Source organism: Paraburkholderia sp. J10-1 (assembly GCF_905220165.1).
In the GTDB taxonomy this organism is placed as follows: domain Bacteria; phylum Pseudomonadota; class Gammaproteobacteria; order Burkholderiales; family Burkholderiaceae; genus Paraburkholderia.
The window spans coordinates 289,629-311,201 of the sequence record NZ_CAJMYW010000001.1; the positions used below are offsets into that span (position 1 = coordinate 289,629).

A 21,573-nucleotide genomic window follows, 5' to 3' on the forward strand; every position below is an offset into this window, starting at 1 on the left:
CCAGCCGTCACATCAGCGCCGACGCTTTCTGCCCGGCGCGGAGTCGATCAATCAGGTCGTTGGTGACCCGGCGAGCTGTCGATAAATCGCGCCGCAACCGTCCGAAGGCAACCATGGCCCATGGCGCGACAAATACGAATACAACGCATTCAAATCCGGTAAGCACGGCTGCAAGCGTCTGGTTTGCCTGCGTACCGCTATGCGGCAACCCGTGGCGGAGCCACATGAATGCCGGTTTGATCCCAACGTCGAAAGTCATCGCCAAAGCCAGGATCAACGCGACATGCAACGCCAGCTGCAGGTCGAGGAAAGCCGCCGTGTCGTCATTTTCCTGGTGAATGAGCACGATCATCCGGCCAGCGATCGCAAGCGTCATCAACACGAGCGCGCAAAAACAACTCCATTCGAACATATGATTTTATCGCCCCAGTTTTTTCGTTCCATCGCGCATGGCCAAGCGGATCGGAAACGAGAACGGCGTCCTGCACATCAGGTCTTTCAACCCGTTACGCAGGACGCCGTTGTCCAATGAGCCCGTTGGCGGGCGGTTCAGTATTCAGTCATGCTCAGTGCCATGGAGCGAATCGCCGTTGACACGCCCCGGCACAAGGCAACGCAAGGGCTGTGCCAGTCCTTATCGCCCGTTGCGGGCGTGATAGCGCTGCACGGCGGCGCAGCGCGGCACGGTTCTGGTGCGCAGCGGCACCGATCATGCGATCTGATGAGAACTTTCCCGAGCGCGCCGTTGCCTGGACTCCAGATGCTCATTCACATCAGGGCCGGTTCACCACACGGACTACAGCGCCGGAATCACGCTTGGAGACTCAAGATGGGACACCACGCGCTTGATACCCGGCACGCTCTCGGCCGCAATGCGGATGGCCCGCTTTTCTTCCATGGATTCGATCACCCCCCATAGATGCGCGACACCGTCCTTGACGCGCACGCCGTGTCTGGACAACCCCCAGCGCTGCCCGTGCATGGCCTGGACTATCGCGTTGCACAGGCTCGCATCGTCGCACGGAGCGGGTGCCACGACGGGAGCCGCCCGCGCGATTGCGCGAACCAGGTGCGCACGACTGACTTGTCCGATCAGCTTGCCGCCCCTCAGCACTGGCACGCTGTCGAGACGCCGACGCTCCAGAAGGTCCACGATTTGCTGGAGCGGCATATCCCCCGGAATCGAAATCACCGCTTCGCACATCACGTCGCCGACGACGCGCCCGTGCTCCTTCAGATACCTCGCGGCCTGAGCACGGGGGGACGACAACAGGAGTTCGTGCCACCACTTGCGCTTACTCTGGCAGGTGCCGTTCTCTACGCGATGTAGAAGATCGTGTTCGCCGACGATACCGACAACCTCTGCGTTCTCGTCGACGACCGGCATGCTGCCGATATGGTTGTCGACCAGCAGTGTTGCCGCTTCGTGGATCGTCATATCCGGTGTGGCGGTAATGACGGACGCGGTCATGATGTCTCGTGCGCGCATGGTGGCTTCTCCTGCGTATTCGCGACGGGTCCTCATCGGGTGCTCCCTCGCGTGGCTTTGGCAGACCGCCCCGGGCCGATCGCCCGGTGCTGAGGCGCCTTGATTCCACAACCTGATTTCATTGCGGCCTCGCGCGCCGCTGGGTGGGCAAAGCCCCGCCTTTAACAGGCCTGCCCTGTTGTTGAGCGCGCCCGTGCCGACGGTGCTACCGGGCTTCTAGCGAGCAATAGAGGTCCGGAATGCAAAGGGCAATCGCGTTATCCAGTGCCGGCTGCGGAGCAAACGACATGTGCGATGGGCCGAAGCGCGGAAACGGCGTGTATCCCGAAGCATGGGGCGCCTGGGCGGAGTCATCGAGCCCGGAATCGAAATCGGCGTTACCGGTCGCGGCAATGCAGCACTGGAACCCGGCGGTGGCCATCGCCGTGAGCACGCAATAAGCGAGAACGGTTGTGATCCGGCTCAGGTAGCTCATGTCGAGGCTCCTCAAAGGCCAGTTCAAAAAGTGCGCGTAACGGCAGATTGCTGTTCCGCCAAACGGCTAATTTGCCTCGCAAAACGCGACGCAAACGATACCCCTGGCGCCTGCGGCGCCTCGGAGAGTACGGCATTCAATGGTCTCCTGCTGTGCTGTCGCCAGCGGCACGTTCAAAGCGGGCACGCTGCAATACAACGGCATGGAGTCAATCGTAGAGGTTTCGCGAACACCCGAACATAACCTGAACAGGTGAGCGCGCGACCGGCTTCCAGCCAGTGCCGATCTCCTGTCCAGTCGGCTTCGGACAGGCGCGGCATCGTTGCCCGCGGCACTACCGCCTGCGGTTCGCTATCTCAACTTGCCGAGCCACAGCGCAGTGAGTGTTGAGCGACTTCCGACGTTGAATTTGGTGTAGATCGACTTGATATGGACATGCGTCGTGTTCGGGCTCTGGTCGAGCGTCTGCGCGATCTGCTTTTCCGTGAGTCCGTCGAGCAGCCCTAACAGCACCCTGCGCTCGGCCGACGTCAGGGGCGCTTCGGCAATAAGCAGGCCGTGGCTGAGTAGTTGCTGCCGGCAGTACCATCTCAGCCCATGCATCACGAAGCCGAGAAGCTCGAGATCGGGCGCGGTGAAGCGAGGCGCCTGTACCTCGCGAAACACGAAGAGATGAATCCGCACGTCGTCGTTGAGGGCGCAACGCATCTGGATGCTGTCGCCGTGACCCACTTCGAGGTAGTGACGGCGGTAGTGCTCGCCTTCAAACCATTCGGCGGGCATCGCCTCGAAGAGCAGGTTGGCGAGGAACGGCTCGTTCCCCGACGCGGCCACGACATGTGACGAGTCGACCTTGCCGGACCAGAGCGTGTCGTACTGCTCCTGCACGGACGCGATCACCGCGGGTACCGGATGCAGAAGCCGAACCAGACGTGGACGCCAGCCGAACAGCGGGTCGTTTTGCGCGGGCGACGGCAATCGCACCACGACGGCCCAAAGCGCATTCTGTGCAGCGACCATCGCACAGAGCGTGTTTAGCAAGTGGGTCAGTGCGGCATCGCCATCGGCTGCGGAGAACCCGGCCAGCCGGTCCCAGAGTGCAAAGACGTCTTCCTGGACTGCAGGATTGGCGGAATTCGCGAATGGGTGCATGTCGTCCCCAGGAAGAATCGGCGGTTCACCGATCTTCGGTGATTTCGGCCTCGCCTGACAAGGAACTTCGAGCGCAAGTCCCGTTCGTTGGCCTCACCCACCGCACCGATCCGGCGCCGCTCCAGTGGCGCGATGGTTGTCTTGAACATTTCCCGTCGCGATATGAGAATGGCCGCGTTGTCTTATGCAGTCTCGGGCGGGTCCTTGCTTCGGACTCTATCGTGATCAACCAGGTCGGTCGACATCGTCATGGCATCTCAATTCGAAATGAGCGAAACCCTGGTCGGTGCGCTTTCGCTGCGGGCCATCAAATCGTTTCTCGCTGCTGCCAGATTCAGGAGTTTTACCGGGGCGGCCAATGCATTGAGCGTGACCCCCGCAGCCGTAAGCAAGCAGGTGCGGGAACTGGAGGACTACCTTGGGACGACGTTGTTTGTCCGCTCGGGCAGGACCGTCGCATTGACGGCCGACGGGGAGATGTTCAAGGATGCCGCCCAGCTTTCGCTGATCAATCTTCATCAAGCCGCCGAACGCCTGCGCAAGAAAATTCCCGCCAGGCAGACCCTGACCGTATGCTGTTCGCCCGCGTTTTCGGCGCTGTGGCTCCACAGGCGACTGCCCGAATTCCTTCAGGACGCTCCGGATATCGAACTCACCGTGCTGGCCACGCAGAATTTCGTCTCGATGGAAGCGGGCGTACAGCCGGACGTGTACATCGCCAAGCTGGCCAGCGTGCGCGACGGATACGACAGCGAGCACCTGTTCGACGACGAGGTCTATCCCGTTTGCACGCCGCAGTACCTGCAGGGGCACGGCCCGATCGAGGCGCCCGAAGGACTGCTCGACATGTCGCTGCTGGACCTCAGTGCCTACGGTCGATCGCAGATTTCCGAGCATATCGACTGGAAAGTCTGGCTGGCGCTGCATGACGTGTACACCAGCTGGTGTGCCGACATTCCGCGGCAGCTGTTCACCAGCAACGACTATCCGGCGATCGTCCAGTTGGCGCTCGCACATCAGGGCGTGGCGTTGGGCTGGCATCATCTCGTCGGACACCTGGTCGACAGCGGCGACCTGGTGCGTCCGCTGCCGCACAAGACGATCATGAGGAACCGCGGTCATTACCTCTCCGTGCGCAAAGACAAGGCGGACACCGGCGTGTGCGAACGATTCTGCCGGTGGATCAGGCAGCAGCTCACCCTGCCTTCTTCAACCAAAAGTTGAAGCAATGCCGGAGGAAATGTCGTTTTCGTTACCGGTGAAACGAGCCTAAATTTCTCTTCACGCCGCTCAGGAGTGGCGATACGGAAGAGGAAATCAGCTCATGGGTTTCAAGAGAAGCATCCACGCTGTGGAGACCCATTCGGGTATCCCGATGCGCGTCGTGACTGGCGGCATCCCCCATATTCCCGGCGACACCGTGCAGGCCAAGATGAAATGGCTCGAGGCCAATGACGACGGCCTGCGCAAGCTGCTGCTGCGCGAGCCGCGCGGTTATCCGGCCCACTGCTGCAACATCGTCGTGCCTCCCTGTCACCCGGAGGCGGATGCGGGTTACATCATCCTGGAACAAGTCGAGTACCCGATGATGTCGGGCGGCAACACCATCTCCGTGGCGACCGTACTGCTGGAAATGGGCATGCTTCCGATGCAGGAGCCGGTGACCGAGTTGACGCTGGAAGCGCCGGCCGGGCTGATCCGCATTACCGCAGAATGCAGGAACGGCAAGGTCAATAGCGTGAAGTTCACGAACGTACCGGCGTTCGCCGCGCATCTCGACGCCGTCATCGACGTGCCGCACCTGGGCAAGGTGCGAGTGGATGTCGGCTGGGGCGGCATGTTCTATGCCATTGCCGACGTGCGACAGTTTCCGGGGCTCGAACTCAAGCCCGAACATGGCAAGGAGATTGCGCGGGTCTGCGCCATGATCCGGCAGGCCGCCATCGAGCAATTACCGGTTGCGCATCCCGACTATCCAGGAGTTGGCATCACGATTTCCCAGCTCTCGGGACCCACCGACGACCCGCGGGCCGACTGGAAGAACGTGGTCACGATGCCCACCGGCCCGCTCTCATGGGACGATCCCGCCACCTGGACCGGCGCGATCGACCGCTGCCCCTGCGGCACCGGCACCTGCGCCAAGATGGCGGTGCTGCACGCCAAGGGCGAATTGCCGTTGCACCAGGACTTCCGGCACCAGGGCGTTCTCGGTACGGTGTTCACTGGCCGCCTGGAGCAAACGACCCGGATCGGCAAGCAGGCGGCCGTGGTGCCGACACTGGCCGGCACCAGCTGGATCCATGGCATCCACACCATCGTGCTGGATCATGACGATCCCTTTCCCGAAGGCTACACCCTTGGGGATATCTGGCCGAAACAGTAGGAACGCTAGCCATGCAGACGATATCCGCGCAGCAGATCCAGTTCGTACTGGACTGGTGCGGCATTCTGGAGGCGTTGCGCCAAGGGCATTCCGGACCCCGGCCCATCGGCGACGGTTATTTCATTGGAGACGCGAGCTTTGGCCTGTTCAGCCGCGGCGTGATCCTGCCGGGCAAGGGTGCCGGGGTCAAAATCGCCTCGATCCATCCGGCCAACGGCGCTGCGGATCCTCCCCTACCGACGGAGCAGGCTGCGTTTCTGGTTTTGGACGAGCGTACCAAGGGGCTCGTCGCCATGCTGGACGGCCCCGAAATCACGCGCTGGAAGACGGCGGCCGATTCCGCCCTGGCGGCGCGATGGTTGAGCCGCGAGCACAGCGAGGTCTTGCTGGTCCTGGGCGCGGGTCCGGTTGCACGGTCCTTGACGGACGCTTACCTGCACATCCGGCCATCGATCCGCGACGTATTGTTGTGGAATCGCACGCCGTCGAAGCTGGAAGCGGCACGCCTCGCGCTCGAAGCGAGACACCTCCGGGTACGGATTGTCGAGGACCTCGATGCCGCGGTCGCCAGCGCAGACATCATCGTGGCCGCCACCAGCGCAACCACGCCCATGATTCGGGGCAAGGGCGTTCGTCCCGGTACCCATGTGGATCTGGTAGGCGGATACCGGCCCGACATGCAAGAGGCCGATTGCGATGTATTCCGGGGTGCCCGGATCTTCGTGGACGACCGCCAGAATGCTGCCGAATCGGGCGACATCCAGATCCCTATGCGAGCGGGCGTGATTGCGGAGGGCGACATCGAAGCGGATCTGTTCGATCTGTGCAGGATGCGTGCATTCCATCGCTCGCCCGGAGATCGGACGGTTTACAAGAATGCCGGCGGCGCGCACCTGGACCTGATCGTCAGTCAGTATGTTGTCGAGCAATTGAAAGCACGCTAACGGCGGCCGGTGTCGTATCAGAGCGCTTTACTGGATAGCCACCGGCTTGAGCAGAAACACGTGACATCGGGGGTGTACTGGATGCCAAAAAATTAATCATTAGTAGTACGTATGCCATGCTATTTGGCGCGACGATGCCGCGAGTTCGGCAAATTGAACATTGATTGAACGGGTGCCTATCATGCGAAAATCCCTTCTATTCATCCTCGTCACGACTATCCTCTGCGGGATAACAGGTGGGGCGCTCGCGCAACAGGTCGTGAAGATAGGCATCTCTGCGCCGCTCACCGGTATCGGCGCGGCGAATGGCAAGGACATGGAGAACGGCGCGCGCCTCGCAGTCGAAGAGGCGAATGCACAGCATCTTCATATTGGCGGCCAAGAGGTCAAGTTCGAACTTGATTCCGTTGACGACCAGGGCGACCCGCGAATCGGTGTTCAGGTGGCGCAAAAGCTGGTCGACGACGGCGTGGCGGCAACCATCGGTTACTACAATTCCGGCGTCGCGTTGCCGTCTGCGCCCATCTTTGCGAAGGCGGGTATTCCGCTGCTTGACCCTGCTGCGACGAATCCGCAAATCACGCGCCTCGGACTCCCGAATGTGTTCCGGATCATCGCCACAGACGTTCAAAACTCGGGCAATGCGGGTAAGTATGCCGTCACCGTAACAAAGGCAAAGCGAATCGCAACAATGGACGATCGAACTGCCTTTGGATCGGGTGCGGTCGAAGAGTTTAAAAAGGCCGTTCAGGCGGCCGGCGGATCGATCGTCACATCTGAATACACAAACGACAAAGCCGTTGAATTTAACGCGCTGTTGACGAACATAAAGGCGGCGAACGCAGATCTGCTATTTTTCTCCGGCAGTAATGCCCAAGCCGGCCTGATCGCGAAGCGCATGAAACAGCTTGGGATGCACACCCAGTTTGTCGGAAGTGGAGGCATCGCAGATACCGTTTTTATCCAGTCGGCCGGCGATGCTGCGGATGGATCGATGGCGTGGGAGTATGGACGCCCGATTGACGCTCTGCCAGCAGGCCGAGCGTTCGTCCAGAAATACAAGAAGCGGTTCGGCACGGATCTCCTCACATATTCACCGTTCTCCTATGACTGTGCATGGATAGCCATCGATGCGATGAAGAGGGCAGGCTCGACAAACCCGGCCGTCTTTATGTCGTCGCTTCGCTCAACCCAATATGACGGGATCACGGGCCACATTTCATTCGACAAGATTGGAGATTTGACCAATCCCACCTCAACGCTCTATCAGGTTAAAAACGGCAAATGGGTCCCCGTAACAACCATTGGGGCAAGGTGAACAAGGTGGAATCGAAGGCTCCTGTGCCAGGGTACCCGAAGCCCGAGTTGGAAATGTTCGCGCTCGCCACCGCTCGAGAGGCCCGCGCCGAGACTCCACTATCCTGACGCCACGATCACATGCGCCTGGATTTTGCCGGCGACCGGGCCTTCGCCATGAACACGGGCAATAGCCTGCGTAGCGCGATCCACAGCGAGTTCAAGCAAGTTGGCGTCACGCGCCTCGATTTCGTTGCGCAGCGGCGTCCCCAGGCAATAGGCGGTGGCAGCGTCGCGCGCCGAGTTCGCGCGACTCACTTTCTCGCGTGTCTCGATCTCGATGTCGGCGAACCCTGCGCGCCTCAACTCCGCCCGGATCAACGCAACATCGTGATAGCCGTGCGGCGTGCGCGCGAGGAATCCCGGAGGATCGTGCGGAAACACCGTGGCTACGGCGTGGGTGACGTTTTCGGCAAAGTCGTTCTCTTCGATGCGGTCCCAGACATTGAAGATAAAGCGCCCTCCAGGTCTGAGCATGCGGCGCGCCTCGGTATAGCCGAGGATCCGGTTCGGAAAAAACATCGCACCGAACTGGCAACAAACGACATCGAATGATCGACTTTCGAACGGCAGGTCGAGCGCGTCCGCCTGCCGCCATTGGATGCGGCTATCACACACCTGCCTGGCGGCGGCATGGTCGAGCATGGGCTGATTGAGGTCGGTCACGACGTAGCGCGCGCCGGCGTGGAGTTTTGGCGCAAGCGCCCGCGTGAGCACGCCGCTGCCAGCCGCCGTTTCAAGCACCGCGTCGGGTGAGGAGGCCGCGACAAGCTCCGCCACGTCAGCGGCATAGTCCTCGAAGATCAGTGGGACCATCAGCGTGTCGTAGAACTTCGGGATCGAGCCTGCAAACACCTTATCGCGCTCAGACATGGTGCTCCCGTATTGATGCCGGACGTCCAGCCGGCGGCAAGGCATGACGTGAATATGCCCTGAGCGCGCCCCCTCCGGCGCGCTCCAGGCCCCGGCTATCCAACGCTTGTGGATTTCAGTTTGCCGGCCGTTGCTGAGACGCCAAAACAGCGCCGAGTTCCTCGTCAGTCAGTGCGGCCGCCGTTGTGAAGGAGAAGATATCCCCCCACTGGATTGTCATTGCCGCGACTGCGCTGGCGTCCGCCGCTTCAACGATGGCCACGCCCCTGAACTCGCCGGCTGCATGCCAGCGACCCAGCATCGTGACATTGTCGGGCGGCTGACCGCCTGTTTTCATGAAGCGCTCAATTGCGGCCTGCTGCGTTGCCGGCTCACCTTTCCATTGAACAATGAATTTCATGGCGAATGTCCCCTCCAGGATCGCGACGCCGGCTCGTGGCACGCCCGCACACGGTGGTGGACGCCTCGACATCGCGACGGTTCGTCGCCCACTTGCCCGCATGGAGTCTTCGCATTGTCCATGTCGTCGGGCGAAGCCACGAGCTAGCATCGAGGATAGGTCAACCAGATAGCCCCCGGCTCCACCCCGGTGAGCGAAGTGTGCGACACCGCACATACGCATTCGATGACTTGCCGGGCGATCGGACGATGGTTCTCAGGTAAGGCGAATCACTGCCCCCTGGCGATGGTCTGCAACGACCGTTCCACTCAGATACCCGCCCTCGCAATTTTGGCTACGCGGCTACACCATGATGAGTCCGTGCCGCATCGCGAGCATGACGGCTTCGGTGCGATTGGCCGCGCCGAGTTTGCCGAAGATGGTGGAGAGGTGCGATTTCACCGTGTTGTCCGAGATGTCGAGTTGCCGCGCGATCTCCTTGTTGCCGAGTCCGTCGGCGAGCATTGCCAGCACTTCCACTTCTCGTAACGTCAACGCTTCGAACGGCCCGCTGGGCGCCGTCCATCGCAACGGTTTTCGCCCGGCCAGCAGCCTTGCGAGGACGTCGGGCGACAGCACGCACAGGCCGGCGGCGACGGCTTCGATGGACGCGACGATTTCGGCGGGCGTCACGTTGCGCGACAGGATCGCGGCCGCGTCGGTGCGCAGCGCGTCAAGGACCCAGTCGCTATCCAGATCGTCGAGCAACAGAACGAGCCCCGGTGGTGCGTGCTCGCGTTCGAACAGTGCCTTGAGCGGGTCGCTCTCATCCGGCTCACTGTCGATCACGACCACGTCCGGCACCGAACCTGCGAGACTTTCGACGAGCGTGTCGGCGTCGGCTGCGCTACCCATGACGCTGAATGCCGGGTGCGCCTCGACAATCGCTTGCAGGTTCTCGCGCACCTGCGACGATGCCGCAATCACTGCGACCCGCACCGGGCCCATGGGTACCATCAGTCGATCCGACATTTCGCCGCTTCCGGGACCTCACCTGCACGCATTCCGTTGGGGGCGCTCGCCCACTGTGACCGCACACGCATGGCGCTCGCCGCCTCGGATCAACGCGATCTGCAACGGCTGTCCGATGCTTGCTGAGCCGAGCACGGCATACAAATCGTCCATGTCGCGGCAAGGTTCGCCGCTCACTTCGATCAGCACATCGCCTATGAGCACACCCGCCTGATCTGCTGGACCGCCCGGCGCAAGCGAACTGATCAACAGTCCACTACTGAGCGACAGATTCATTTTGCTTACCCAGGCATCCGGCAGGCGGACCGTCTGAGTGCCGACGCCAAGGTAGCCTCTTGAAACGCGCCCTTTCGCCAACAGTTCGTCGGTCACGCGCTCCACCGTCACCCCGGGAATCACCATGCCGGGACCGCGCACCAGCGCCGACGTGCAGAGGCCCACGACCTGCCCGTGCATATCCGCAAGGGCCGCCCCGGAGAAACCTGGGCGCAATCCGCCGTCCAGTCGCACGAACGCATCGAGCTGTCCACCTCTCCACGTGCGCCAGGGGCCGCCGGTGCTGCCAATCACGCCAAAATCCGTGCTGATGCCGAGTTCGTCGGTACGCGCGACGGCGAGCGCCAGATGACCCGGTTTCAGTGAGCGGGCATCGCCGGCTTCGACTGGGTCCAGGTCTACGCCATCCAGCTTCAGCACGGCGAGATCGGTGCCCGGATCCAGCCCGGCGAGGACTGCGGCGACCGTGCGGCCGTCGCTCAGTGTGACTTCGATCCCGCCCTCGCGCCGGATCGTGTGTGCAGCCGTCACGACGACGCCGTGGCGCCAGATTACCCCGCTTGAGGGCACGCGATGCCGGCCGTGTACTGCCACGACACTCTGCCCGACTCGCCCGGCAATGCCGGCCAGATTGTCCGATAAATCCATCAAGGGACTTCCGCTCGAGGAAGGGGTTTCCATTTCGAGTCTCCTGTCATTTGCGGGTTCACAATGACAGAACGACAAGCGGCGCGCACCACCCAAATGGGTAGTCGGTAGATCGTGGTGGAATTCGTCGCCGAAGACGCTCCACGGCAAGCGGGCCGCCCCCATGCGTGAGCGTCGTCAGCAGAACCCTTCGACGCCAGCCGACCTCAACGTCCCTCGCTCTGCGATCCGTCCAGCCGCTGCCCGACTACGCCTGCCATGACACGCCAGCGATCGCTTTCCAGAACGGTCTGGGCGTCGATACGCCTGAACAGGTCCAGGAGCGGCGCGACAAGCCCTGTCCAGCCTGTCTGGTGACTTGCGCCCAGGCCTGCGCCGTTGTCGCCGTGAAAATATTCGTAGAACAGAATCAGGTCACGCCAGTGCGGATCATTCTGGAACTTGCCTGTTCCGCCATAAACGGGCCGCCGCCCGTCCGGCCCGCGCAAAAACGTACTCGTCAGGCGGCGAACGATCTCCTGCGCCACCTCGTATAGCGTCATCATCTGCCCTGATCCCGTCGGGCACTGAACCTTGAACTCGTCGCCGAAAAATCCATAAAGATTCGTCAGCGCTCTCACGATCAGGAGATTCACTGGCATCCACACCGGCCCTCTCCAGTTCGAGTTGCCGCCGAACATGCCGGTATTCGATTCTGCCGCCAGGTACTGTACCTTGTACTCCTGCCCGCTCACGTTGAGTACGTACGGGTGGTCGAGATGATGTCTGGACAACGAACGAATACCGTGCGGACCCAGGAATTCGTTCTCGTCGAGCAAGTAACCGAGCACGCGCTCGAGTTTGCGCATATTCAGGATCGAAAGCAGTCTGCGCCCTCTATGGCCGGTGAAGCCACCATCGGTCGGCGCCACATGGCTCACCAGCTCGGGGTAGCGCGTTCGAAATTGCGCGATCAGCGCCATGAGTTTCGGACAGCGCGAAAGCGCATCGGCCTCGAAAACCGTCGATGCGCACAGCGGCAGCAAACCCACCATGGACCTGACTCTCAGACGCATCGTCTGGCCGTCGGGCAGACGTAGCAGGTCATAGAAAAATCCGTCCTGCTCGTCCCACATGTCGTCCGGATGATTACCGCGCCGATCCATTGCGTAGGCAATCCACATGAAATGCTGAACGAACTTGAAGGCGAGTTCCTCGTACATGGGGTCGTACTCGGCCAGGATCATCGCCATCTCGAGCATGCACTGGCAATAAAACGCCATCCACGCTGTGCCATCCGCCTGCTCAAGCGAGCCCCCGGTCGGAAGTTGCGCGCTGCGATCGAACACGCCAATGTTGTCGAGTCCAAGAAATCCGCCGGCAAAGACGCTTCGGCCCAACGGGTCCTTCCTGTTCACCCACCAGTTGAAATTGAGCATCAACCCCTGGAACGAGCGCTCGAGAAAGCGCGCATCGGCGCGTCCCAGCGCTTTCTCATACTTGTAGAGCCAGAGCGTCGCGGCGGCATGCACGGGTGGATTGACGTCGCTGAAGTTCCACTCGTAGGCCGGTATCTGCCCACTTGGGTGAAGGTACAGAATGCGCAGCATCAACAGCAGTTGCTCCTTCGCGAAATCGAAATCGACAGCGGCGAGAGAAATGGTATGGAAAGCCAGGTCCCACGCAGCGAACCAAGGGTATTCCCATTTGTCCGGCATGGAGATCACTTCTGCGTTCAGCATGTGATACCAGTCGGTATTGCGCACCGTGTGCCGGCTGGCTTCGAGCAAGGGATGACTCCGGTGCTCGCGCAGCCACAGATCGAGATCAAAGTAGTAGTACTGCTTGCTCCACAACATGCCCGCCAGGGCCTGCCGATGCACCCTTCTCTCGTCGTCGGACAGCACCTTCGGCGCAATACGTTCGTAGAACGTGTCTGCCTCCGCGATACGCTCGTCGAAAGTACGTGTGAATTCATCGAACGCATGGTCCTGCCTGGCCGCGCACAACCGCAGCCTGATGATCGCGCTGCCGCCGCCGGGTATATCGCACACGTACTGCGCTGCGGCCTTGGTCCCGGTTCGAGCCGGGTTCACGGCCTCGCGCCGCCCGGCAATGACATAGGCGTGGAACGCGTCCTTCACATAAGGTGATGCGTTGGGCTGGTTCCACAAACGCTGTGCGTTGCTTTCATTTTCCGTAAAGAGCAGTTCTGTCGCGCCGTCGCAATAGAGCCAGTACTCGCCCAAGTCCTGATGCGTTGCACGAATCACACCGGTATCCGCTTCGGCTAGCGACGGTTTGCAATCGTCGTAGCCCCACGACCAGGTGTTGCGAAACCATAGCGTTGGCAGGACGCGAAGACGCCCCGCTTCCCGTGCGCGGTTGAACACCGAAACGCGTATGAAGATATCTTCCGGGGCCGCCTTCGCATATTCGACGAACACGTCGAAATACCGGTCATCATTAAAAACGCCGGTATCGATCAGTTCGTACTCGAATTCGTCTCGCGATCGCTTTCCGTTCGTCTCAACCAGATCCCCGTAAGGAAATTCCCTCTGCGGATACTTGTACAGATACTTCATGTACGAGTGCGTAGGCGTGCTATCGATATAGAAATAATATTCTTTCACGTCCTCGCCGTGATTGCCTTCGCCATTGGTCATGCCGAAAAGGCGCTCCTTCAGGATTGGATCGCATTCGTTCCAGAGCGCCAGCCCGAAGCACAGCCTTTGCTTGTCGTCGCAAAGACCGCCGATTCCGTCTTCTCCCCATCTATAGGCCCGCGAGCGCGCTTGATCATGGGTGAAATAATTCCAGGCGTCACCGTTTGCGCTGTAGTCCTCGCGGACCGTCCCCCATTGCCGCTCGCTGAGATAAGGCCCCCACTTCTTCCACGGCACTTGCGCAGTCCGCGCGTCGTCCAGACGCTTTTCTTCTTCTGTCGCGTCGTTCATTGCAGGACACATGTTTGCCTCCCTCGCGACGCACGCTGAGAACGCCCGACATGACTCACGTCGCGTCACGCATCGCCCGGGCGATGGCCGGCCTGCTGTACGCAGCGAGCGCGGCGCCCGCCGTCGCGTTACCCGGCGAGATAGTCGTGCACCACCGTACCAAGCCCGAGTGTCAGGTCAGTCAGAATATGCACGCCCGATATCACCTCGAGCACCGGCAGCGCCGCGACCGGCGCGAGCGCGTGATGGAACAACTCGATCGCGGCCGGCCCTTCCCAGGCGCCCTTCACCGTGACGTCTTCGCAGAAGTAGCGCACAAGCTCGCAGATGCGCACGGTGCCGTCCACGTGGGGAATGATTTTCAGGAGAAAGTTCGGCGCCGTGAGCGAGGCGAGCATCTTTTCGGTCGGCACCGGGCGATGCTTGTAGCCCATCGTTGCGACCGCTATCGGGATGTTGTTGTATCGAAGCACGCCGCTGATCGTGTCCTTTTCGACGTGCAGCACTGGCGCCGCGAGCTTCTTTGGAAATCCCCAGATTTCGCGCCCGCCGGCGATCGGCGCCTCGTCGTCGAGAAACATGGCGTGGACGTAGCCGCCTAACTCGTTGCGAAACCTCACAGGAATCACCTGTCCGCTCTCGGTATAGTCGCCGAAGCCCGTCGAGTTCGGCATCCGGATGAATTCGAACTTCACGATCGGGTCCGTCATCTCCAGCGGAGCCGGGATGACGCTAGCGAGCACGTCCGGGTCGGTTCGGTATGTGATGATCAGGAATTCGCGATCGACGAATCGATAGGGGCCCGGGGGAAACGCCGGGCTCGTGAGCGGCATCGCGAATGCACGCTCCAGCACTTCGGATTCAGTCATCTTGGTGGCTCCCGTTGAGCAGGATTCGTCGGTGTGAGGTCGCAAACGTGGATGCCTTGCGCCATTTCCGTTGCATTGCGCCAGGCCTCGGTGGCAATTGCGTGGCGCACGTCGCTATGGCCGCCTTCCCACAAATCCAGCACGGTCGCGCGCGAGAACTCATAGTCCTTGAAGTCGGAGGAGCGTGTGTCGTGGCGGTTGGTGAAATGCACGAGCATGACTTCGCCACGAGTACTGACCGCGGCAAGCTGCTCGACGTCCGGGTCTGACCGGGCCTCCTCTGGCAGCATCGCCAGCACGCGCCGCAGCGACGCGCGCAACGCCTCCTGCTGCTTGACGCGGGCGGCGTTAAAGCGCGTCTTGCTGGCGTACTGCAGGTCCTTCATCCGCTCTTGCACCTGACTCAGGTTTTGCGGCAGCGCGCCCGCGCCGCTGAACACGTCGATCTGCAGCACGAGCCCACTTTCACGGTAGGCTTCGTCGACCACGTACCAGAGCGGCGTGTTCGACGAGATGCCGCCATCCCAGTACCATTCGCCGTCCACTTGCACGGGCGGAAAACCGGGCGGTAGCGCGCCGCTCGCCATGACGTGCTCGGGCCCAAGCGGCGTTTTCGTGTTGTCGAAATACACGGACTCGCCTGTACAGACGTTGACCGCACCGAGCGACAGGCGCACCGCCTTGCTGTTGATGAGATCGAAGTCGGCCAGCTCGTTCAGCGTGGCCCTGAGCGGCTCGGTGTCGTAGAAACTCAGCGCCGCAAGTGACCCCTCGGGTGCGATGAATGGCGGCAGCATGCGGGGCGAAAAAAATCCTGGAATGCCGAACGAAACCGCTGAAGCGGCACTGTACAGATTGAAGAGGGGGCGCATCGAATCGAGCGACGAAGGCGGCTTGAAAGGCGCCCATGCCGAGGAGCGTTCCCAGAATTCGCGCAGTCGCTCGACGCGGCGCTCGGGCGGATTGCCGGCGATCAGCGCGGCGTTGATCGCTCCGATCGACACACCCGCGACCCAGTTGGGAACGATACCCGCTTCGGCGAGCCCTGCGAACACACCGGCCTGATACGCACCGAGCGCCCCACCGCCTTGCAGGACGAGGATCGTGTTGTCGAATTTGACGACGGGCAGCGAGGGGATGGGCGCTGCCGCTTTGCGTGTACGGGCCATGGTGGTCCCCGGCGGTGGGCGATGCTGCGATCGATCGAACTGGCCTCCATAGGCAAGGCCGCCTGCATGGACATGTCACCGCACCAGATCGCGCCGACGATCAAGGGGCTAAAAGAGCCTACGTCGCCCCCTGCCCGTGAACAATCGGACCTTGGTCCTATCCCCGCGAGCCTCTCCGCTTTCCAGGCGGACGTATAGCTGCCTGGGGCTCGCGAAGAACCGCGGTGCGTCGCTCCTTTGCGCGACGCTCGCAGGCGCGCTGCTCATCGTGGCGGCCATGCTGCCCACCGAAGTCTGCGCGCAAAGCGCAGCGGTCGCATCGGAGCCGTGGGATCCGAGCGTACAGTCGCTCGTTGCCTTTGCACAGGTGATTGCCACGATGGGCTCGAAACCGGAGTGGGTCAAACAACCTGGCGACGCGTTTCTCGCGTGCGCGGGACTGCGTGCAGGATGGCATGGCGCGAAGCAAGTTCAAGCTACGCGCCCAACATGCATGATGTTGGACTAAGGTCCTATTGTACTTTTGGTGCAAGTGTCAATACTGATCATCCTAAGAGACACGAACAGCAGAGGCTTCGCGTACCTGCTGCGAAACAGGTCGGGTCAGCTTTCCCGCGGTTTCTCTCGTTGTTTAGAGCACCAGCGGAAAGTTTCCGGCTTTTTCGTGTGGAAACTTCCAGGAGTGCAAGATGATCCGTACCGTTGTTGCCCTGCTACTGGGTTCAGCCCTCGCGCTACCGTCATGGGCTCAGGCGCCCACAAAAACCAATCCTCTGAAGATGAAATGCGAGGACTTCCTTGCCGTCGGCGAAGTCTACCGGCCGGCTGTCGTCTATTACCTGGTCGGAGTAGACAAGCTCGGTGTCACGGAAACCGACACCATGGTGGAAGACACAGCAACGCCAGTGGCCGCAATTGTTGCCGAATGCCAGAAGGCGCCGAAGGCATCGCTCCATACAAAAGTCAAAGAGATGTACAAGAGTGGTCAGATCAAACTCTTTGAGCACCATTGAAAGAGCGGTTCCGGTTTTCACGTGTTGCCGGACTGCCGGGAATTGACGGCGGGAATTGCATCGACGGCCCCGTCGCACAGCCCTTCCATGGCTGCCGTACATTGGGCGATTCATGTCGTTCCGGTATGGGTTTGCCAATCACGACAACACGCAATCGCTTGTTGATAAGGACTACGCGTTTTTCCGGTCGCCCGTGACGGATTCGCAGAAAAACGAACACGGGCCCAAAGCGCTTGCCTGTCACGCGCAGCATCACGCGGTGAAACCTGCGCGGGGCATCGACGTTTCCAACCACACGCACGCCAACGGTCAATGGGCGGCCGCCATGACTCAAGCAGGCGTGTTGGGGCGCAGGCGTGACGCCGCTCGCACGATTGGCTTGCGTGAAACGTGACCGAAGCACCAAGGAGTCGACAATGAATCGACGAAATGTTCTGTGTGCCGCTGGGGCCACGATCGCGCTCTCAGGTTTCGCTCTAACCGGATGCACGATGACGGGAACCTCGGCGCCAACAGCCGCTGGTAACGCAGACAAGCGTCAATCGATCGATGCGGGCATCGACGGCACGATGTCCCGGCTCTACACCACGGTGGGCGGATCGCGAGAACTCGTTGCCAAGGCGAATGGGATTCTTGTCTTTCCATCGATCATCGAAGCCGGCTTCATCGTCGGGGCGCGATATGGCGAGGGCGCGTTACGCGTCGGCGGCGCCGCGGTTGGCTACTACAGCACCGTTTCCGGTTCGTTTGGCTTCGAGGTCGGCGCGCAGTCGAAGGCGCTTATCTTCCTGTTCATGACTCAGGATGCGCTCGCGAAGTTTCGTAGTTCGAAAGGCTGGACGGCTGGCGTCGATTCGTCGGTTGCGCTCGTGAAGGTGGGCGCGAACGGCATGATCGACGCGACCACGGCTACGGAGCCCGTCGAGTGCATTGTGCTGACCAACGCGGGACTGATGGCCAATCTGTCACTGCAGGGAACCAACGTATCGCCCCTGGATATCTGATGACGGCTGCGCTGAGCCACTTCGCGCATGCTGCATTTGCCCCCCGAAGTGCGCCTGCCGCCGGCACGCTGAGGCGAGCAATGGCGCCCCGTTCGCGAGGCGCCGCTATCGGACCATGGTCCGATAGCGGCGCCTGCGCTCATCAGGCTTTTTACCGATGAATGCCGTCAACGGCCGATGCGATTCCTCTTTGGAGCAAGGACCAGTCCATACCGACGACGATCGCACGGTAGCCGCGTGCGATCATGGCATTCGCCAGGTCGGCGTTCGGCGCGACGCCGCCGAGCAAAACCTGACTCTTCAATATGGGCGCCTCGAGTTGCGCGATCGCCGCTTGCACCTCTGGAAGATCCGTCTTGCCTCGGTGTCCCATGCTGGTTGCAAGATCCCCCGGTCCAATGAAGACAAGGTCGAGTCCGGGCGTCGCGACGATGTCGCCAATATTGCCGATCGCGTCGACATGCTCGATCGTGCCAATCGCGAGCACTTCCTTGTCTGCGCAATCCAGATACTCGCGCATCGACAAACCCCATCTCGGCGGCGCGTAGAACGGCCCCCAGAAGCGATCTCCGTCGGGCGGGTAACGGACCGCCCGGACCGCCGCCTCCGCGGCAGCGCGGGTCGTCGTCATCGGAAAACAAATGCCGAGAGCGCCGAGGTCAAGCGGGACCTTGGCGTGCCACGCATCGGTGGCGGCAACCCGAACAAGCGGGACAAGCGGGGTGCCGGAGGTCGCGCAGATCATCGCGTGCGCCGAGCCCGCATCGATTGCGCCGTGCTCCATGTCGATGAGGACCCAATCGAGACCGGCGCGCGCCATGATCTGGATAGTCTGAACTGACGGCACTGTCGCGATCGCGCCGAGCGCCGCCTGGCCATTTCGCCACATCGATTTCAGCCGGTTGATGCCACCAGGCGCCGGAATAGCAGTCGTCATGCTGGCTCCTCGCACGTACGCGCTCGCTGCCAATCAGTCTATGCATGGCGCGACGGCCTTGCCAGGCGGTCTGCCAGGATCGCTGGGCGAATGCCTGTGGTCCCGCATCGCCGGCGGCCAACCCGAAAGGAAAATGAAATAAATTGCCGGGGCCCCGTGTTCGACGTCATCCAGCCGGCGCCGAGCCGAGCCGCCCGACCGGGTGCCGGCGGTGGTTGCTGGCGCAAGCGTCGCCGGGGTTGAGCGCTTGCGTTCGGCCGCATACTCAAGGGGTTTCCCGCCGCTTGAATGTCATCGGCCGCGTAGTACGATTAGATCATCGAAAAACGAAATAAAGGTCCCGCCATGGACACGACCGCAAGGCACGCTACAGCCCTCGCATTGCTTGCAGTGGGCTGCACGATATCGGCAGCGTCCCACGCGTATAGCAAGGAAGAAGAAGCCGCGGCGCAGGACCGCGAAGTCCAGGCGGCCTACGACCGGGGCTACAAGGCAGCCAGGGAGGAGATGGCGCAGGCGGGTGCGCCTGCCGCGGCGCCGGCTACAGCGCCCGCAAAGAAGGCAGCCGGCGCAGCAGCCCAGAAGCCGATCCTCGACATCAAGCACACTTATAGCGACGCGGGCGAGGTCTCGACGGTCATGACCGTGCCGGTGGTGGTCAAGCCGCTCGCGGATGAACAAGGCGGACAAGGCGCGCAAGGAACCCAGGAAGCACAAGAGGCGCAAGACGTGCAGGACTCCACCGCCGCGGCCCCGGCCGAAGCGGTAGCGCCCGCGCAGACGACGGCACACGCGAACGTTGCCAACGCCAGCGCAGCGCCCGCGCAGGCTGCCCGGCAAGCGCAGCCGCAGCCTCGCACCTATGCGCAGGCAGGCGCCAACCACCACGCTGTTGCGGCAACGCCGCCCGCGCAGGACGACGTTGCGCCGCCGGAGTCGCTGGCGAACGACGAAGCCGTCGACGAATCGGAGCCGCCGCGCTCCGCGCAGATCTACTCGACGCAAGGCCAGGGTTACGCCCAACCCTATTCCCAACCGGCGCAACCACGCGTCCCGCCACAGGTCCAGGCCCAACAGCAGATCCAGCAATACGCGCCGCCGCCCCAGCCGTACGGTTATGCCCAGCAGCAGCCGGCGTATGCGCCGCAGCGGCCGGCCTACGCGCAACCGCCCGCCTATGCGCAGCAGCAGCAACCGGTGTATGCACAGCAATACGCCCAGCAGCAATATCCGCAGCAGCCGCCCATGTACGCGCAGCCTCGGCCCGCTTACTACCCGCCGCCCGCACCGTGGGGCTCGCAGTACCAGCAACCGCCGGCGCGCTGGGTGTACTGGTCGCCGCAGTACGGGCGGTGGATGTACTACTGAGCGCCGGTTACCAGCGCGCGTCGTTCATCTGGCAGGCGAGCAGGCAGCCCAGCGCGGAGATGGTGCCGACCGAGCCGATACCAAACCCCAGGGCGATGTTCTCTGCGGTCGTGGCGCAGCCTTGCAGCATCAGCGTCGAGCTGAGCAGCACGGGGAGCAGGAGTTGACCCAGGATGCGCGAACTGGTTGGGCGTCGTTGTGACATAAGGCGTGGGTCCGGGGAGGATTCTTTTGCGGGATGGGAGCTTGTCAGCTTACTGGCTCGCCTTATCCGCATTCCCGGGAGCAACGTGTGACAACGGCAATCCCTTACCGATTACCTGGCGACGGTAAGGAAGTGGGCGGCGTGGGATTTTTTAGAACCCGTGCCGCGCGCTGATAGCCGCGCCCGTATCGTGCGAGCGCGTGAGCGGAAGATGCGCATCGGCGGAGAGATCCCAGTCGCCAACCGAGACGAGCGGCGGCGATTGCGGATGAAGCGCCTGGTTCGGGATGCCGTTACTGTCGACCTGGGCTCCGGGCGCGCGTAGCCCATTGCCCGCCGCATCGAGTGCGCTATTGGTGTCGTCCGGAGTGCCAGGCGTTGCAGCGGTGGTTTTCCCCAAACGCGCGTTGTACTGCCTTTCAAACGGCGACTGGTATTCGTAACGCTTCGCAATGGCGGGCAAGGAGACTGAAGGCGCCGCCGGCGCAGGCGCGGCCGCGACGGCGTGTTTCGGGGCGTCGTGGCCCCTCGCGTGCTTCTGGACGTGCTTCTGGACAGGCTTCTGGGTGTGCGCCGCCTTGGCGGGCTCGGCCGCCGAGACGCTGGCGAGCGCCAGAAGAATGACACCCAAAAGCCATCCCTGGATCGGATGCTTCATGGAACGGAATCTGCGTTGGAAAACTGGTGCCGCATCGAATCGATGCGCGGCACTCGCCCCTGGAGTCTAGATCAATCAGAAGTACGACCAATCGGGGTCTTCCCTCGTCTTGCGCCCGCATCTTCACGTCGGCAACGGCGCCGCCCACGCCAACTCATTTCAATCGCCTCTCTCCACCAGAATGGAATCTCTGTTCTGCTTATCAATTTGAGCGGACTTCGCGGCTTTACCGAGACTGGAACTCGCCCGTCTTCTCAATGTGACGATGCCATGGACAGTGGCGACCGGCATGACCTCCGCTCCCGTTCCCGAGCCGCCGTCGTGCCAGCCTGTCTCGCGTCGCGGTTTCCTGCGGTCGGGAGTCGCCAATCGCATGCTTGTAAACAGTGGTAATATCCCGGACGCAA

Annotated in this window: 21 protein-coding genes and 1 pseudogene; 8 read left to right on the plus strand and 14 right to left on the minus strand. The window is 61.9% G+C overall.

The genetic code is table 11. From position 1 onward, the window contains the following. Positions 1–7: 7 nt before the first annotated feature. From U5A65_RS01325 to U5A65_RS01340, 4 genes are all read right to left on the minus strand, one after another. Positions 8–412: a hypothetical protein gene (locus U5A65_RS01325; protein ID WP_321945205.1), complete on the minus strand. Its 405-nt coding sequence runs from the start codon at positions 410–412 to the stop codon at positions 8–10. Positions 413–796: 384 nt separating this feature from the next. Further along, a complete protein-coding gene (locus U5A65_RS01330; RefSeq protein ID WP_321945206.1) occupies positions 797–1,489 on the minus strand; it encodes a CBS domain-containing protein in 693 nt (230 codons plus the stop codon). Positions 1,490–1,694: 205 nt separating this feature from the next. Beyond that, the gene (locus tag U5A65_RS01335; RefSeq protein WP_321945207.1) at positions 1,695–1,964 is read right to left on the minus strand and encodes a hypothetical protein; all 270 of its coding nucleotides are present in this window, start codon (positions 1,962–1,964) and stop codon (positions 1,695–1,697) included. A 351-nt stretch (positions 1,965–2,315) separates the two neighbouring features. After that, positions 2,316–3,116 carry a helix-turn-helix transcriptional regulator gene (locus U5A65_RS01340; protein WP_321945208.1) on the minus strand — a complete coding sequence of 267 codons (801 nt, stop codon included), beginning with the start codon at positions 3,114–3,116 and terminating at the stop codon, positions 2,316–2,318. Positions 3,117–3,365: 249 nt separating this feature from the next. Here U5A65_RS01340 and U5A65_RS01345 point away from each other — a divergent pair, with 249 nt between their 5' ends. From U5A65_RS01345 to U5A65_RS01360, 4 genes are all read left to right on the plus strand, one after another. Next, positions 3,366–4,340, plus strand: coding sequence for a LysR substrate-binding domain-containing protein (locus U5A65_RS01345; RefSeq protein ID WP_321915209.1), 975 nt, complete (start codon positions 3,366–3,368; stop codon positions 4,338–4,340). A 100-nt stretch (positions 4,341–4,440) separates the two neighbouring features. After that, a complete protein-coding gene (locus U5A65_RS01350) occupies positions 4,441–5,499 on the plus strand; it encodes a proline racemase family protein (protein WP_321915210.1) in 1,059 nt (352 codons plus the stop codon). 11 nt (positions 5,500–5,510) lie between these two features. After that, the gene (locus U5A65_RS01355; protein ID WP_321945209.1) at positions 5,511–6,443 is read left to right on the plus strand and encodes an ornithine cyclodeaminase; all 933 of its coding nucleotides are present in this window, start codon (positions 5,511–5,513) and stop codon (positions 6,441–6,443) included. A 181-nt stretch (positions 6,444–6,624) separates the two neighbouring features. After that, complete coding sequence (locus tag U5A65_RS01360) at positions 6,625–7,761, plus strand: branched-chain amino acid ABC transporter substrate-binding protein (RefSeq protein ID WP_321945210.1); 1,137 nt, start codon at positions 6,625–6,627, stop codon at positions 7,759–7,761. A 98-nt stretch (positions 7,762–7,859) separates the two neighbouring features. On the opposite strand, the gene U5A65_RS01365 is transcribed toward U5A65_RS01360, so the two are convergent. The 7 genes from U5A65_RS01365 to U5A65_RS01395 all read right to left on the minus strand — a co-directional run bounded on the left by U5A65_RS01365 (position 7,860) and on the right by U5A65_RS01395 (position 15,981). Then, positions 7,860–8,672: a class I SAM-dependent methyltransferase gene (locus U5A65_RS01365; RefSeq protein WP_321945869.1), complete on the minus strand. Its 813-nt coding sequence runs from the start codon at positions 8,670–8,672 to the stop codon at positions 7,860–7,862. A 115-nt stretch (positions 8,673–8,787) separates the two neighbouring features. After that, positions 8,788–9,072: a DUF3303 domain-containing protein gene (locus U5A65_RS01370; protein WP_321915214.1), complete on the minus strand. Its 285-nt coding sequence runs from the start codon at positions 9,070–9,072 to the stop codon at positions 8,788–8,790. A 342-nt stretch (positions 9,073–9,414) separates the two neighbouring features. Further along, positions 9,415–10,083, minus strand: a complete 669-nt coding sequence (locus tag U5A65_RS01375) for a response regulator transcription factor (RefSeq protein ID WP_321939531.1) — start codon at positions 10,081–10,083, stop codon at positions 9,415–9,417. 18 nt (positions 10,084–10,101) lie between these two features. Further along, a complete protein-coding gene (locus tag U5A65_RS01380) occupies positions 10,102–11,007 on the minus strand; it encodes a S1C family serine protease (RefSeq protein WP_321939556.1) in 906 nt (301 codons plus the stop codon). Between the two features lie 206 nt (positions 11,008–11,213). Further along, positions 11,214–13,955, minus strand: a complete 2,742-nt coding sequence (locus U5A65_RS01385; protein WP_321945211.1) for an MGH1-like glycoside hydrolase domain-containing protein — start codon at positions 13,953–13,955, stop codon at positions 11,214–11,216. A 116-nt stretch (positions 13,956–14,071) separates the two neighbouring features. Further along, positions 14,072–14,812 carry an acetoacetate decarboxylase gene (locus U5A65_RS01390; RefSeq protein ID WP_321915218.1) on the minus strand — a complete coding sequence of 247 codons (741 nt, stop codon included), beginning with the start codon at positions 14,810–14,812 and terminating at the stop codon, positions 14,072–14,074. Then, positions 14,809–15,981: a patatin-like phospholipase family protein gene (locus U5A65_RS01395; RefSeq protein ID WP_321945212.1), complete on the minus strand. Its 1,173-nt coding sequence runs from the start codon at positions 15,979–15,981 to the stop codon at positions 14,809–14,811. The genes U5A65_RS01390 and U5A65_RS01395 overlap by 4 nt, the downstream gene beginning before the upstream one ends. 310 nt (positions 15,982–16,291) lie before the next feature. Here U5A65_RS01395 and U5A65_RS01400 point away from each other — a divergent pair. The 3 genes and pseudogenes from U5A65_RS01400 to U5A65_RS01410 form a co-directional block, all read left to right on the plus strand. Then, positions 16,292–16,411 (plus strand): annotated as a pseudogene (locus tag U5A65_RS01400) (DUF3300 domain-containing protein); the annotation flags it as partial. A 259-nt stretch (positions 16,412–16,670) separates the two neighbouring features. Beyond that, positions 16,671–16,994, plus strand: a complete 324-nt coding sequence (locus tag U5A65_RS01405; protein ID WP_321915221.1) for an HdeA/HdeB family chaperone — start codon at positions 16,671–16,673, stop codon at positions 16,992–16,994. Between the two features lie 416 nt (positions 16,995–17,410). Continuing rightward, positions 17,411–17,998, plus strand: coding sequence for a YSC84-related protein (locus U5A65_RS01410; protein ID WP_321945213.1), 588 nt, complete (start codon positions 17,411–17,413; stop codon positions 17,996–17,998). A gap of 151 nt (positions 17,999–18,149) precedes the next feature. On the opposite strand, the gene U5A65_RS01415 is transcribed toward U5A65_RS01410, so the two are convergent. Next, complete coding sequence (locus tag U5A65_RS01415) at positions 18,150–18,935, minus strand: HpcH/HpaI aldolase family protein (protein ID WP_321945214.1); 786 nt, start codon at positions 18,933–18,935, stop codon at positions 18,150–18,152. A gap of 345 nt (positions 18,936–19,280) precedes the next feature. On the opposite strand from U5A65_RS01415, the gene U5A65_RS01420 reads away from it, so the two are divergent. Beyond that, complete coding sequence (locus U5A65_RS01420; RefSeq protein WP_321945215.1) at positions 19,281–20,303, plus strand: hypothetical protein; 1,023 nt, start codon at positions 19,281–19,283, stop codon at positions 20,301–20,303. Positions 20,304–20,310: 7 nt separating this feature from the next. Here U5A65_RS01420 and U5A65_RS01425 read toward each other — a convergent pair whose 3' ends face one another. Together U5A65_RS01425 and U5A65_RS01430 are read right to left on the minus strand one after the other, a co-directional pair. Continuing rightward, entirely contained in the window at positions 20,311–20,508 is a 198-nt protein-coding gene (locus U5A65_RS01425; RefSeq protein ID WP_321915225.1) for a hypothetical protein, read from the minus strand. Between the two features lie 151 nt (positions 20,509–20,659). Continuing rightward, the gene (locus U5A65_RS01430) at positions 20,660–21,166 is read right to left on the minus strand and encodes a hypothetical protein (RefSeq protein ID WP_321945216.1); all 507 of its coding nucleotides are present in this window, start codon (positions 21,164–21,166) and stop codon (positions 20,660–20,662) included. Positions 21,167–21,573: the final 407 nt, after the last annotated feature.

Excerpts from the sequence above, each read along its gene's own strand:
- U5A65_RS01340 (WP_321945208.1), bottom strand. The coding sequence starts at position 3,116 with ATGCACCCATTCGCGAATTCCGCCAATCCTGCAGTCCAGGAAGACGTC.
- U5A65_RS01365 (WP_321945869.1), bottom strand. The coding sequence starts at position 8,672 with ATGTCTGAGCGCGATAAGGTGTTTGCAGGCTCGATCCCGAAGTTCTAC.
- U5A65_RS01370 (WP_321915214.1), bottom strand. The coding sequence starts at position 9,072 with ATGAAATTCATTGTTCAATGGAAAGGTGAGCCGGCAACGCAGCAGGCC.
- U5A65_RS01380 (WP_321939556.1), bottom strand. The coding sequence starts at position 11,007 with ATGGATTTATCGGACAATCTGGCCGGCATTGCCGGGCGAGTCGGGCAG.
- U5A65_RS01395 (WP_321945212.1), bottom strand. The coding sequence starts at position 15,981 with ATGGCCCGTACACGCAAAGCGGCAGCGCCCATCCCCTCGCTGCCCGTC.
- U5A65_RS01325 (WP_321945205.1), bottom strand. The coding sequence starts at position 412 with ATGTTCGAATGGAGTTGTTTTTGCGCGCTCGTGTTGATGACGCTTGCG.
- U5A65_RS01335 (WP_321945207.1), bottom strand. The coding sequence starts at position 1,964 with ATGAGCTACCTGAGCCGGATCACAACCGTTCTCGCTTATTGCGTGCTC.
- U5A65_RS01375 (WP_321939531.1), bottom strand. The coding sequence starts at position 10,083 with ATGTCGGATCGACTGATGGTACCCATGGGCCCGGTGCGGGTCGCAGTG.
- U5A65_RS01425 (WP_321915225.1), bottom strand. The coding sequence starts at position 20,508 with ATGTCACAACGACGCCCAACCAGTTCGCGCATCCTGGGTCAACTCCTG.
- U5A65_RS01350 (WP_321915210.1), top strand. The coding sequence starts at position 4,441 with ATGGGTTTCAAGAGAAGCATCCACGCTGTGGAGACCCATTCGGGTATC.
- U5A65_RS01430 (WP_321945216.1), bottom strand. The coding sequence starts at position 21,166 with ATGAAGCATCCGATCCAGGGATGGCTTTTGGGTGTCATTCTTCTGGCG.
- U5A65_RS01415 (WP_321945214.1), bottom strand. The coding sequence starts at position 18,935 with ATGACGACTGCTATTCCGGCGCCTGGTGGCATCAACCGGCTGAAATCG.
- U5A65_RS01405 (WP_321915221.1), top strand. The coding sequence starts at position 16,671 with ATGATCCGTACCGTTGTTGCCCTGCTACTGGGTTCAGCCCTCGCGCTA.
- U5A65_RS01410 (WP_321945213.1), top strand. The coding sequence starts at position 17,411 with ATGAATCGACGAAATGTTCTGTGTGCCGCTGGGGCCACGATCGCGCTC.
- U5A65_RS01355 (WP_321945209.1), top strand. The coding sequence starts at position 5,511 with ATGCAGACGATATCCGCGCAGCAGATCCAGTTCGTACTGGACTGGTGC.
- U5A65_RS01385 (WP_321945211.1), bottom strand. The coding sequence starts at position 13,955 with ATGTGTCCTGCAATGAACGACGCGACAGAAGAAGAAAAGCGTCTGGAC.
- U5A65_RS01330 (WP_321945206.1), bottom strand. The coding sequence starts at position 1,489 with ATGCGCGCACGAGACATCATGACCGCGTCCGTCATTACCGCCACACCG.
- U5A65_RS01360 (WP_321945210.1), top strand. The coding sequence starts at position 6,625 with ATGCGAAAATCCCTTCTATTCATCCTCGTCACGACTATCCTCTGCGGG.
- U5A65_RS01345 (WP_321915209.1), top strand. The coding sequence starts at position 3,366 with ATGGCATCTCAATTCGAAATGAGCGAAACCCTGGTCGGTGCGCTTTCG.
- U5A65_RS01390 (WP_321915218.1), bottom strand. The coding sequence starts at position 14,812 with ATGACTGAATCCGAAGTGCTGGAGCGTGCATTCGCGATGCCGCTCACG.
- U5A65_RS01420 (WP_321945215.1), top strand. The coding sequence starts at position 19,281 with ATGGACACGACCGCAAGGCACGCTACAGCCCTCGCATTGCTTGCAGTG.